Annotated in this window: 13 protein-coding genes; 5 read left to right on the top strand and 8 right to left on the bottom strand. The window is 62.7% G+C overall.

The window, feature by feature from the left end:
• Positions 1–619 precede the first annotated feature (619 nt).
• Positions 620–1045: a Ros/MucR family transcriptional regulator gene (locus NKH04_RS17165; protein WP_023677844.1), complete on the top strand. Its 426-nt coding sequence runs from the start codon at positions 620–622 to the stop codon at positions 1043–1045.
• Positions 1046–1149: 104 nt separating this feature from the next.
• Here NKH04_RS17165 and NKH04_RS17170 read toward each other — a convergent pair whose 3' ends face one another.
• Both NKH04_RS17170 and NKH04_RS17175 read right to left on the bottom strand, forming a co-directional pair.
• Positions 1150–1578, bottom strand: coding sequence for a SufE family protein (locus NKH04_RS17170; protein ID WP_023677843.1), 429 nt, complete (start codon positions 1576–1578; stop codon positions 1150–1152).
• 113 nt (positions 1579–1691) lie between these two features.
• The gene (locus NKH04_RS17175; protein ID WP_353044634.1) at positions 1692–2060 is read right to left on the bottom strand and encodes a DUF5330 domain-containing protein; all 369 of its coding nucleotides are present in this window, start codon (positions 2058–2060) and stop codon (positions 1692–1694) included.
• Between the two features lie 518 nt (positions 2061–2578).
• Here NKH04_RS17175 and NKH04_RS17180 point away from each other — a divergent pair.
• The 3 genes from NKH04_RS17180 to NKH04_RS17190 all read left to right on the top strand — a co-directional run bounded on the left by NKH04_RS17180 (position 2579) and on the right by NKH04_RS17190 (position 5508).
• Complete coding sequence (locus tag NKH04_RS17180; protein ID WP_353044641.1) at positions 2579–4324, top strand: ATP-binding protein; 1746 nt, start codon at positions 2579–2581, stop codon at positions 4322–4324.
• Positions 4299–5066, top strand: a complete 768-nt coding sequence (locus NKH04_RS17185; RefSeq protein ID WP_353044635.1) for a peptidoglycan-binding domain-containing protein — start codon at positions 4299–4301, stop codon at positions 5064–5066. The genes NKH04_RS17180 and NKH04_RS17185 overlap by 26 nt, the downstream gene beginning before the upstream one ends.
• A gap of 94 nt (positions 5067–5160) precedes the next feature.
• Complete coding sequence (locus tag NKH04_RS17190) at positions 5161–5508, top strand: DUF1491 family protein (RefSeq protein ID WP_352833147.1); 348 nt, start codon at positions 5161–5163, stop codon at positions 5506–5508.
• Between the two features lie 11 nt (positions 5509–5519).
• On the opposite strand, the gene NKH04_RS17195 is transcribed toward NKH04_RS17190, so the two are convergent.
• Positions 5520–6530, bottom strand: a complete 1011-nt coding sequence (locus NKH04_RS17195) for a DUF2336 domain-containing protein (protein ID WP_352833150.1) — start codon at positions 6528–6530, stop codon at positions 5520–5522.
• A 187-nt stretch (positions 6531–6717) separates the two neighbouring features.
• Here NKH04_RS17195 and NKH04_RS17200 point away from each other — a divergent pair, with 187 nt between their 5' ends.
• Positions 6718–6903 (top strand): hypothetical protein, encoded by a 186-nt coding sequence (locus NKH04_RS17200; RefSeq protein WP_352540743.1) that lies wholly within the window; start codon positions 6718–6720, stop codon positions 6901–6903.
• 14 nt (positions 6904–6917) lie between these two features.
• Here the strand turns inward: NKH04_RS17200 and NKH04_RS17205 are convergent, their stop codons facing one another.
• From NKH04_RS17205 to NKH04_RS17225, 5 genes are all read right to left on the bottom strand, one after another.
• Complete coding sequence (locus tag NKH04_RS17205; RefSeq protein ID WP_352471000.1) at positions 6918–7466, bottom strand: DUF1254 domain-containing protein; 549 nt, start codon at positions 7464–7466, stop codon at positions 6918–6920.
• Positions 7459–8043, bottom strand: a complete 585-nt coding sequence (locus tag NKH04_RS17210; protein WP_353044636.1) for a DUF1214 domain-containing protein — start codon at positions 8041–8043, stop codon at positions 7459–7461. The genes NKH04_RS17205 and NKH04_RS17210 overlap by 8 nt, the downstream gene beginning before the upstream one ends.
• A 96-nt stretch (positions 8044–8139) precedes the next feature.
• On the bottom strand, positions 8140–10299 hold the full coding sequence (locus NKH04_RS17215; RefSeq protein WP_353044637.1) for a transglycosylase domain-containing protein: 2160 nt from the start codon (positions 10297–10299) through the stop codon (positions 8140–8142).
• A gap of 154 nt (positions 10300–10453) precedes the next feature.
• Positions 10454–10615 (bottom strand): hypothetical protein, encoded by a 162-nt coding sequence (locus tag NKH04_RS17220; RefSeq protein WP_352501782.1) that lies wholly within the window; start codon positions 10613–10615, stop codon positions 10454–10456.
• 82 nt (positions 10616–10697) lie between these two features.
• Positions 10698–11155 (bottom strand): TCP-1/cpn60 chaperonin family protein (locus tag NKH04_RS17225; RefSeq protein WP_353044638.1); only part of this gene is annotated, 458 nt, incomplete at its 5' end.

Below are 11155 nucleotides of genomic sequence, written 5' to 3' on the forward strand. Positions count from 1 at the left end.
CAAGGGCTATGATCTATTGTCGTGGTGGCTCGAGAGGACGGGCTGGAGGAACGGATAACGAATATTTCTTCTCGGACTGCCGCGGTTCTCGCCGTCGCTGCGATGACCCTGCCAGTGCCGGTCAATCTCATGCAACTGCCTTCGCGGCTTGGCAAGTGGCCGATATGGCTGGGTCTACGGAAATACATTACCCCATTTCAATGACACAGCGCACCGCTCCGGCGACGGCTCGCGAGCAACAGTAACGCTTCGCAACCTATGATTTTACTGAATCCACCGATCATCCAGGCTGTAATGCCGCCGGCAGGGTCAAGCATCGAACTCTATTTACCTGCTGCCGTTTGTGTAATGGCTGCTTGCCGCCGCGTCAGTCGATGCTGGTCTGACCAGAAAAAACGGCAAGGTTACACTTTGCACGAAAGAGTGAAGCTGAATGAGGAATATTTGACTTGTATCGCTGAATAGACCGCAAGAAGCGAATTGACTTACTTGGCGCTCAGGCTCATTAAGATGCCGCGACGCGAATCGCGGAGGCTTTTTCCTGCACAAGTTCGCGCGATGCCCTGCCTGCCAAAAATAGGGCGTAGACAGAAACAATTCTCGTTGGGACCTGAACGCCATGGATATTACCGAAACACCTTCCAGAAACAGTGACGCGCTGATCGAGCTCACCGCCGATGTGGTGGCTGCCTATGTCAGCAACAATCCCGTACCGGTCGGCGAACTGCCGAACCTTATCGCCGATGTCCATGCCGCTCTCGGGCGTGTCGGCGGGGCCGCCGAGCAGCCGCCTGCCGACAAGCAGAAGCCGGCGGTAAATCCGAAGCGGTCGGTACATGACGACTACATCATCTGTCTCGAAGACGGCAAGAAGTTCAAGTCGCTCAAGCGTCACTTGATGACCCACTATGATCTCACGCCCGACCAGTATCGCGAAAAGTGGAACCTGGACCCGAGCTATCCGATGGTTGCGCCCAATTACGCGGCCGCCCGTTCGCAGCTCGCCAAGAAGATGGGTCTCGGCCGCAAGCGCAAGGGACGCTGACAAGGGGCTCTTCCGGTTTGATACTCAAACGGCGCCTGCGGGCGCCGTTTTGTATTATGGGGTCAAGGTCGAACCCGCCATGCCCGCCAGCAACTGCCGTGCGGTCAGGCGGTCTGCTTCAACGCTGCCTCGGCGTCACGCTTGATGCGCTTGACCATCGAGCGGAGACCATTGGCGCGCTGCGGCGACAGGTGCTCGTCAAGTCCGAGCGCCTTTAGCGTTGCCTCGGCGTCGGTCCTCTGGATTTCACTGGCCGGCCGTCCCGAAAACAGCGCCAGCATGATGGCGACCAGGCCGCGCACGATATGCGCGTCGGAATCGCCCTTGAAGGTGATAACGGGGTCGACACCCCCGCCTTGCTCGGTAGTCAGCCAGACCTGGCTGACGCAGCCCGGCACCTTGTTGGCTTGTATGCGTTGCTCATCGGGAAACGGCGGCAGCGCTTCACCCAGTTCAATCACATAGCGATAGCGGTCTTCCCACTCGTCGAGCAGGGAAAAGTCGTCGCGGATGGTCTGGATCGTCGTCGTCATGCTCCCGGATATAGTGATCCGGCGCTGCCGCGTCACGGAAAAAGAGGAGAAACGCCGCAGGCGCCGGGCATGGGGAGCCTTGCGGTCCGGCGATGAATTCGGCCGAAACAGTCTCAGTTCTTCGCCGGCAAGTGCACTTTCGCCGGCAGATCGACTTTCGCCGGCAACACGATTTCCTCGGGCACGCTGCCGGTGGTCGTCACCGTATCGGGTTCAGGGGTCTTGTCGTCCAGCATGGCGGCCGCGATCTTGGCGGTCTCCTTTGCCCGGGCGGTGATGGTGTGCATTGCCGATTTGCCGGTCTCGCACACGTCCGGCTTGCGCTCGCAGATGCCGGCGATATCGCCGACGGCTTCGCGCGCCGCAAACAGCGCCTGGAGCGGCCCGACGCTTTCGCGGCCCGCATCATCGGCGCCGACACCCAGCGGCAGCGCCAGAAGCACCAGCGAAAACCAGAAAGCAGCTCTTATCAGAAAGCCCATCTGTCTGTCCTTTATGACGTCATGCATCCGAACCGCACGACCCTTGTACCGCGATACTGACACAGACGCGCAAAGGACGGCTTGTCCCGAAAGCAACAGTTTTCCTCAAATGTTAGGCAGATTCGAAACGAAGCGTTTTGAAGTTCATTTGCCTCGAACGGTTCAGATTTTATTCAGCAAATAATAACTATCCAACCTATTGTTTTTCATGATCATTTTCTTAATCGGCGACAGGTTGATGCCATTGGTCGTAGGTGCAGGCGCGGGCGGTGTGGATAACGCTCCGTTTACTATGGCGGCAATTGCCCCGGTTTTTCCCCGCCGGTATACCGATATTTGCAGCCTGCCGGGGGACGATCGGCCCAGCCTTATCCATTCCTTAAACGCTGGATGCGAGTTTCGGATCGACAAAAGCCGCCTGCAAAGCAGGGCCGTTCACGACCGGGTGCGTTGAGTTGAGTGCGATCAAGGCCAGATACGCCGAGTTGCCGGGCGCGATAGCCGCCGGTTGCGAACGGATGGTTCATCCGTCCGTACTCGGCCAGAGCGATCGTCGCCGCCACAGCCGGTTCATTGGCGTCATGCTGGCGGCGCCTTTCTTCAGCGCGGGTGCAGCGGTGACGCTGGTCACGTCGGGAATGGGCGCGGCCGTGACTGTGGCTGCGATCTTTGCGGCGTTCGGCCTTTGCTGGTTCGCCGCCCTGCTGGTGGCTGCCTCGGGCAAGATGACCCTGGCGGGCCAACTCGCCCTGGTCGTCGGCAGCGTTGCCCTGGGTGCCCTTATCGGTGCCGCCGGCGGTGTGGCCTCGCCGGTTGCCTTGCTCGCGGTAGCGCTGCCGTTTGAAGCGTGGTGGATCGGCCAGTCGCGCCGTGCCGTGATCTGGGGCGCCATATCGGCCTTTGTCGCAGTCTTGCTGCAGCCTTTAGCCGGTTCCGTCTTGCCGCTCGGCCAGACCGAAATCGCCGCATGGCACTGGCTGGTACCACTGGCCTGGGCACTCACGCTCATTCCGCGTATCGCTCCGCTTCGTGCCACCGCCAGCACTCAGCTCGATCCGGCCGGCAGCCACCGGCTCGAAGACCTGATCGACGCCGTCGTGCTGCGAATCGCTGCGCATGGTGAGGTTCTGGACGTCTCGGCTAAGGCACGCACTATGCTGAGGCTGCCGCCGGAGCTGCTTTTCGGCACCGGACTTTTCGATCGCATCCATCTGTCCGACCGCGTCCCGTATCTCAGTGCGCTGGCCGATATGCGCGATGGCGACCTGTCGACCCGGCTCGACCTTCGCGTAAGGTTGCCGCAGAGCAGCGGCGTGACGGCCGACAATTACCGGCCGTTCTCGCTCGAGATGATGCGCGCGCCGGGGCAGGAGACTGTCTTCACGCTTCTTCTGCGCGAGAACGACGAACTGGCCGGACTGCGCCAGGAGCTTGCCGCTGCCAATGAGGCGGCTGCCTCCGCCGAGGTGGCGAAAGGACGCTTCCTTGCCGTCGTCAGCCATGAGTTGCGCACCCCGCTCAATGCCATCATCGGCTTTTCCGACATGTTGCTGCACGAGATGTTCGGCAGCTTCAAGGATCCGCGCCAGAAGGAATATGTCGGGCTGGTCAGGGATTCTGGCCAGCACCTGCTTGCCGTCGTCACCTCGATACTCGACGTATCACGGATCGAATCGGGCGCTTACGCGACCGAACCGGAACCGTTCCGCTTCCGCGAAGCGGTCGAGATGTGCCAATCGATGATGCGCCTGCAAGCCGAGGCAAAGGCCATCGATCTGCAGGCCCAGATCGCGCCGGACGCAGGCGAAATAAATGCCGACCGTCGCGCCGTGCAGCAGATCCTGATCAATCTCGTCTCTAACGCGATCAAGTTCACGCCCGAAGGCGGCAATGTCGTCATCGGCGCCAAGCGCATCGGCTCGCGGCTGCATTTCTGGGTGCGGGACACCGGCATCGGCATCGCCGAGGAAGACTTCGTCAATCTCGGCAAGCCGTTCATGCAGATCCAGAACGACTATACCCGCCGTTTCGAAGGTACAGGCCTCGGGCTTTCGCTGGTGAAGGGGCTGGTGGCGCTGCACGAGGGCACAATGTCGATCGAAAGCATGCCGGGCGAGGGCACCACGGTGACGATCAGCCTTCCCGTGAGTGGGCCGACAGGGCGTTCGACGGAGAAAACCGGCGTGGTGCCGATGTCCGCAGCCAAAGCCAGAGCGGACGGTGGCAAAGGGGAGAGCAATGGGTCGCTCCGCAAAACAGCCTAAGGCGGTCAAACGCCGCGGCAATGCCTTCGAGCACGGAGCGATGGCGCTGGGCAGCCTGATCTCGCGCAATCCTATTGTGGTCGGCGGCTCGACCGCGTTCCTGGTGACGCTGTTCTACGTCTCGGCGAACGCGCTTTGGTACCAGCCCTTTCCGCATGCCGGCGCGTTTTTCGTCACCAGGAGCATCGAGCGCTCTCCCCGGGCGGACAGCGACGAGCCCGAAACCACCATCAATATCGTGCGACCGGCCGCTGCGCCGATCAAGAGCGACCCGGTCGTCGAACAGGTCCAGGGTATATTGAAGGATCTCGATTTCTATTCCGGCACGGTTGACGGCATTCCCGGACCGAATACGCGCAAGGCCATCCAGGCCTATCAGCAGAAGGTCGGATTGAATGCCTCCGGCGAGATCGACAGCGTCCTGCTGGATCAACTGGGCGCCACACCAAAGACCGCGGCCGTGGTACCGCATCCGGTGCCGCGGCCGGTCGAAACGGCCGCTGCTCCGGCCGCCATTCCGGTGTCCGCACCGGCAAATGCGACGGCGCCGGATCCCCGCATCGTCAAGATCCAGGCCGGACTGAAAGCGTTCGGCAATGACGACATGCAATTGGATGGCGTCGTCGGCGCGCGCACCAAGGCCGCGATCAAGGAATTCCAGGCGCTGTTCGGCTTGCCCGAGACCGGCGAGCCCGACGAGATCGTCTACGTCAAGATGCGCGAGATCGGCCTGACCAACTGAGGGTCGTGACGGCCGCTCGCCGGTCGCTCGGCAAAGACCGGTTACGGTTTTCCGGCCAATGCTGTAAGGACCGACGCATGTCCAGGAATACTCCATGCGGGTAACCACCGATCTGTGGGTGTCGGCGCTGTTGCGCCGGGTTTTCAGCGCCGGCGGCTTTGCCGCCGTGGTCAAGCGCGGCGCGACGGAAGCCGGCGCGGTTTTCGTGCTGGCGCGGGGCAGGCAAGGGGAGATGGCGCTGTTCGGGCCGGCGCCGCAGACGAGTTACGATTCAGCCAGGCCGGACGACCGTTTTTTCAGCCTGCTTGGCGAAGGCGACGATGCCGCCATCTTCGACGCGCGGCTGGAGCGCGAGAAGAGATTCGATCCGGATATCTGGGTGGTCGAGATCGAGGCGGGCGCCATTCCCGTCGAGCAGCTTATCTCGGTCAAGGCGTCTTAACGGCAAGCCCTTCAGACGCGACGCGCCTTTGGGGTGGCGGTCATATCGGCGCTGTTCGGCTTGCGCAGGTCGGCATTTGCGGCGACGCGCCCAGGCTTGCGAACGATTTTCGACACGGTCTCGGCCTTCCAGCCGCGGAGCCTGTCCAACGCCGCGTCGCGGTGCAGCAGGCGGTAGCGGTCGAGGAAGATGCGGATCGCCTGCGGGTGCGGAAACTCGGTCGGATAGATGGCGGCCGTGATCAGGAACGCCTTGTCTTCGCTGAGGTCGAGCGCCCGCAAGGCGGCCAGCAGCGGTGTGTAATTGTGGCTCGCGGTGAGCGTCCGCGCCGTTGAAAAATCGACTTCGAGCGCATCGGCGAGCGCTGTCTGGAAGAATGCCGCATTGCCGGTCAGCGCGGTCTCGCGCAGCTTGACATAGGTTTGTGGCTCGACGAACGGACTGATGGAGGCGCCGCTCTCGGCCCGCATCATGGATCGCAACCGGCGGCGTACAGTTTCAGCGGCATCGGAAGCCTCTTGCCTGTTGACCTCGCCCGCAACCACTTCGGCGTTTTCGGACGCGGCTTTGGCGGTTGGTTCCGGCTGCTGCTGCGACCGCACCAGCGTCGGCCTTTCGAGCACTTTGATGAGATCCGCGATCGTTTGATTGAGATCCTTGCGGCGGGCAATGGCACGGGCATGCGGCAGGCCGTGACGTCCGATCAGCGCGATCAGGTCGACGTCGCTAAGGGCGCGCGAGCGGATGAGCAGCGGAGCGGCGATGTCGACCCGCTCCTGGCAAAGCCGCCGCACCAGCGCGGCGGGTGCATATTCGCATTCGGAAAGGGCTGCCGCGACGTAGCGGCGCGATTCGACCGAGACATTCTCGAACAGCGGCAGCGTCAGGTCTTCGAGCTGCGCGATTTCCCGGCGCGAAGGCCGGGTGAGCGAGCAGAACGCCGATACCGCGGCGCGAAACAGCCTTTCGGCCTTTCCCGATTCAGCTCCTGCTGCGATTTGCCTGAAATCCGAAGCTGACACGAAGGATACGCCCGACACTCGACACGATCTGGACAGCGCTCTGCCGGGCTGTACCGGTTTCGCGTTTCCCAAGAACAAAGATCAATTTAGCGGCGATCCGTTAGCGCTCCGTTAACCTACTGCCTTCTTAATCGACTATGGAGGCGTTGCGTTGTGCTCCGGGGCAACCGAGAGGAATACGCGAACCATGGGCATGGTACTGTCTTTCGTGCCGCGAACGGCGGCAACCAATCGAGCACAACAAACCGCGCCGGCGGCAGTGATCATCTTTCCCGGGGTCCGCTACGAACAGCGGCCGCAGACCGGCGAAACGCGGCCGGCCGGCCCTGACAAGCCGGGACCTTCGGGAACATTGCCGGTACCGCATCACTGAGCATCGGAACCGGCTTAAAAATCCTGCAGTTCGCAGGAACTCTGTTCGAGAAACCGCGAGACGATCGGCTTCCAGCTGTCGTCGGGCACGAACGAACGGATGACAAATACGCCTTCCTCTATCGGCGCCTCGACGAAGATGGCCCCTTGCAGTTCCTCGGGAAGATCCTTGCGGACCTCGATCATCTGGGCCGGCGTCAGCACAACGGTGTCGAGCATGCCTGCGGTCGCGCTGTGGTCGTTGAACGAGTAGATGTTGTGGCCGCCGCGGTCATAGACCGATATCGACCAGAACGGCACCTTGCCCGGCGCCTTGACCCGCACCATCCCCTCGGCAAGGTCGAAGCGGCATGCCGCCGCATAAAATAGCGGATCGACCGATTTCACCACCGGCGCGCCGCCGGCTTCCGCGTCGAGCCTGGTCATCTTGTAGAGATCCGAAGCCATGGCCAATCGCGACCAGGCGTCGCGTTCGGAGAACTCGGGGACGAGCAGCAGCACGATGATGTGCACGATGCCGGCGCCGAGCAGGCCGAGCAGCACTGCATGCAGCAGGCTACGCATTGCAGCCGACCTTCTGGATCTGCGGCAGCGTGACGTCCGAGAGACCGGTGCTGCTGGCGATCGGCGTGTCGTAGAACGTAAGCACCAAGTACATCTTGCCGGCGCCGCTGGTCAGCAGCCAGTTGCCGGGCGCAGGGCGGCTGCCGACGGAAATGACCACCGCATTGTCGGCCTGGCGCAGCACTTCATAGGACTGCAGCGCAGCCGGCCTCGGCTTGCCGGTCTCGACCACGGCAAGCGACTGGTCGGCGGCATAAAGCGTCCAGAACCGGGCGGTGGGAAAGCCGCCCGCAATCTTGTAGGCACATTGCCGCCGGAGCTGTTCGCCGCCGGAATCGCGCTCGGCTATGAAGGACAGTCCTTCCGCCTGTCCGAGCGCCAGCACGCCTTCGCGAGCCACGCGGGCCTTCGAATAGGGATCTGCCGTCGGCGTGCCGATGTCGGGAAAGGCGGTCCATTGGCCGATCCTGATGGCGCCGACGCCATCCTGCAGCTTCAGTGCATACCAGACGCTGCCGCCACCGCCGACGACGGCGATGGCAAGCGAAAGCAGTGTCAGGAAGGCGTTCTTGAGCATGAGGAGGCAGGGAACCGAAGGCCGGGACTGAAAGATTGCCGCTCGGGGATATCGCGGCGCAGGGCCTTGTGGCAAGCGGCCCCGCGCAATTGGGCGTCACAGCGCCGAGAGGGTTTCCGGTGCAGCGGGCGCGTCGAGCACGGGTGCCGCCTGGAACAGCTTGGTCAGTTCCTTCAGGGTCTGGGTGGTCCGGCTGGACAGCACCGGCGGACGCTCGGCGGCGGCATCGGCAGCTGCCTGTTCGGCGTTCTTCTTTTCCGCGTCCTCGGCCTTGGCGGCAATTTCGGCATCGACGAAGGGGTGATCGAGGCCGGGGATCGGTCTGAGGTCGATATTCTGGTGCGCATAGACCATCAGGCGCTGCCACACCATGGCCGGCAGCGTGCCGCCGGTCATCTTGTTGGTCGCGGTGAAGTCGTCATTGCCGAGCCAGACGGCGGCCGTGTAGTTGCCGGTAAAGCCGACAAACCAGGCATCGCGGTAGGACTGGGTCGTGCCGGTCTTGCCGGCGACGACGATGTTTGGAAGGGCCGCGCGCCGGGCAGTGCCGATCACCGGCACCGCCGCCAGCATGGTGTTCATGTATTTGAGCGCCTTCTCCGACAGCACCCGATGTGGCGGCGGCGCATCCTTGGCGAAGTCGTAGACCACCTCGCCGGTACGGGTGAAGAGTTGGCTGACGCCGTGCCGGGTTCCGGCAAGGCCGTTCTGGGCAAATACGCTGTAACCCGTCGCCTGGTCCATCACGGTCATGCCCGACGTGCCGAGCACCATGGTCTTGTGTGATTCCAGCGGCGACTCGACGCCCATCGCCTCGGCCATGGCCTTGATCGGCTTGATGCCGAGATAATCCTTGGCCAGCCGCACCGGCACCGTGTTGATCGATTTGGCCATCGCCGTGATCAGCGTGACGTTGCCGGCCGACCCGCCATTGTAATTGTGGGGCGACCAGCTGCCCCAGGAGATGGGCCCGCCGGAAACCACCGAATCCGGCGTGAAGCCATGCTCCATCGCCGTCGCGTAGACATAGGGCTTGAACGAGGAGCCGGTCTGGCGAAGCGCTTTGGTGGCGCGGTTGAACTGGCTGGCGCCGTAGTCGCGGCCGCCGACGATCGCCCTGACCGCGCCATTGGTCTCGATGACGACGATGGCGCCCTCGGTGACGTTGTATTCCTTGCCGAACTGGCGGAGGTGGAACTCCATCGATTCTTCGGCCGCCTTCTGGATGTTGGCGTCGAAGGTGGTGTGGGCGACAAGCGAGTGCGGGCCGCCCTTGGCGGCGATCTTCTTGACCTCGTCGAAGGCCCAGTCGAGGTAGTAGTCGGGGCTCTTCTGCTCGCCGCGGTCGACGATTTCGGCCGGGTGCAATCTTGCCTGCAGCACCTGGCCTTCGGTCATGAAGCCGGAATCGACCAGATTGGACAGCACCACGTTGGCCCGCGCCCGGGCGGCGGGCAGGTTTATGTGCGGCGCATATTTGGTCGGCGCCTTGAACAGGCCGGCCAGCATCGCCGCCTCGGCAAGGTTCAGGTCCTTGACGCTCTTGCCGAAATAGAAATCGGCTGCCGCCTCGATGCCGAAGGTGCCGCCGCCCATATAGGCGCGGTCGAGGTAAAGTTGCAGGATTTCCTTCTTCGACAGATTGGCTTCGAGCCACAGCGACAGGAAGGCTTCCTTGATCTTGCGCTCGAATGTCCGCTCATTGGTCAGGAACAGGTTCTTGGCCAGCTGCTGGGTGATGCTCGAGCCGCCCTGGACGACGGAATTTGCCCGCACATTCTCGAATATGGCGCGCGACAGGCCGAGCACATCGATCCCGTAATGGTCGAAGAAACGGCGGTCTTCGGTCGCCAGCACCGCCTTGATGACATGGTCGGGCATCTCGTCGACCGGCACCGAATCGCGCTGGATGATGCCGCGCTGGCCGATCTCGTTGCCGTAGCGGTCGAGGAAGGTGACGGCGAAGTCGCCTTGCGTGCGCCAGTCGCCGGCGGTTATCTGGAAGGCCGGCAAGGCCAGCGCCAAAAGGACGACGATGCCGCCGGCACCGAGCGTAAAGCCTTCACTCAACAGTTCGATCAGGCCGCGGCGCCAGCCGTCGACACGGAAACGCCGCGAGAAGATGGTCGCCGCTTCCCAGAACTGGCGCGCCCTGAAGCCGATTTCGTAGATCGAGGAATCAATCCACGCATCCACCGCCAGCAGCCTTGCGGCGATCGGACCTCTTCTCTTGCGTGGTTCCAAAGGACTGGCCATTCCAGGATCCGGCTGCGGCGATGCCGCCAACTGAGAAACCGCATGCCGGCAATTTCACGGCGGCGCGCCGCTATGACTATTCGTCCATTTTGGCGCTGCCTACAAGGGCGATGAAGGTTCCGCGCTTGCGCGAGGTGCCGAGCATTGGCAGTCGTCACATGGGACGCTTGTCCGCGATCTTTTTCGGGTCGCGGCCTATCATGCCGGCGTTGGCTTTCCTGTGCTTGTCGGCAAGCCTGCGAATGCGATCGAAGCGGCTTTCCTCGGCCACTTCGATTTTCGCCGCTGCCTTTGGCTTCGGGACGAATGCGATCATTGATCGATCTCCTTGCCGATAGTGCGCGCCGGGGAAGATACCCCGGCGGCTGTCTTTCAGGCTTGTTTCCGGCAGTGGCTGGTCAATAGCCGATGCCGCCGGGCGAAGCAGCGGCTTCCTTCGCCGGAACGTCGGTGATCATGGCTTCCGCCGTGATCAGAAGCGCCGCAATGGAGCCCGCGTCCTGCAGCGCCGTCCGTACCACCTTCGCCGGGTCGACGATGCCGGCCTTGATCATGTCGACATAGACCTCGTTCTGGGCATCGAAGCCCTGATTGTGATCCTTGCCCTCGGGGAGCTTGCCGACGACGATCGAACCTTCGACGCCGGAATTCTCGGCGATCTGCCGGATCGGCGCTTCGAGCGCTCTCGACACAATCGAGATGCCTGCCGTCACATCGGCATTGGCTCCGGTCAGCCCCTTCAGCACAGCCTTGGCGCGCAGCAACGCGACACCGCCGCCGGGAACGATGCCTTCTTCGACGGCCGCGCGCGTGGCGTTCAGCGCGTCGTCGATGCGGTCCTTCTTTTCCTTGACCT

It is taken from the genome of Mesorhizobium sp. M1365 (assembly GCF_040317865.1).
Taxonomy (GTDB): Bacteria; Pseudomonadota; Alphaproteobacteria; order Rhizobiales; family Rhizobiaceae; genus Mesorhizobium.

Bases quoted from the DNA above. Each gene is read 5' to 3' on its own strand.
- NKH04_RS17165 (WP_023677844.1), top strand. From the start codon at position 620: ATGGATATTACCGAAACACCTTCCAGAAACAGTGACGCGCTGATCGAG.
- NKH04_RS17170 (WP_023677843.1), bottom strand. From the start codon at position 1,578: ATGACGACGACGATCCAGACCATCCGCGACGACTTTTCCCTGCTCGAC.
- NKH04_RS17175 (WP_353044634.1), bottom strand. From the start codon at position 2,060: ATGGGCTTTCTGATAAGAGCTGCTTTCTGGTTTTCGCTGGTGCTTCTG.
- NKH04_RS17180 (WP_353044641.1), top strand. From the start codon at position 2,579: ATGGTTCATCCGTCCGTACTCGGCCAGAGCGATCGTCGCCGCCACAGC.
- NKH04_RS17185 (WP_353044635.1), top strand. From the start codon at position 4,299: ATGGGTCGCTCCGCAAAACAGCCTAAGGCGGTCAAACGCCGCGGCAAT.
- NKH04_RS17190 (WP_352833147.1), top strand. From the start codon at position 5,161: ATGCGGGTAACCACCGATCTGTGGGTGTCGGCGCTGTTGCGCCGGGTT.
- NKH04_RS17200 (WP_352540743.1), top strand. From the start codon at position 6,718: ATGGGCATGGTACTGTCTTTCGTGCCGCGAACGGCGGCAACCAATCGA.
- NKH04_RS17205 (WP_352471000.1), bottom strand. From the start codon at position 7,466: ATGCGTAGCCTGCTGCATGCAGTGCTGCTCGGCCTGCTCGGCGCCGGC.
- NKH04_RS17210 (WP_353044636.1), bottom strand. From the start codon at position 8,043: ATGCTCAAGAACGCCTTCCTGACACTGCTTTCGCTTGCCATCGCCGTC.
- NKH04_RS17215 (WP_353044637.1), bottom strand. From the start codon at position 10,299: ATGGCCAGTCCTTTGGAACCACGCAAGAGAAGAGGTCCGATCGCCGCA.
- NKH04_RS17220 (WP_352501782.1), bottom strand. From the start codon at position 10,615: ATGATCGCATTCGTCCCGAAGCCAAAGGCAGCGGCGAAAATCGAAGTG.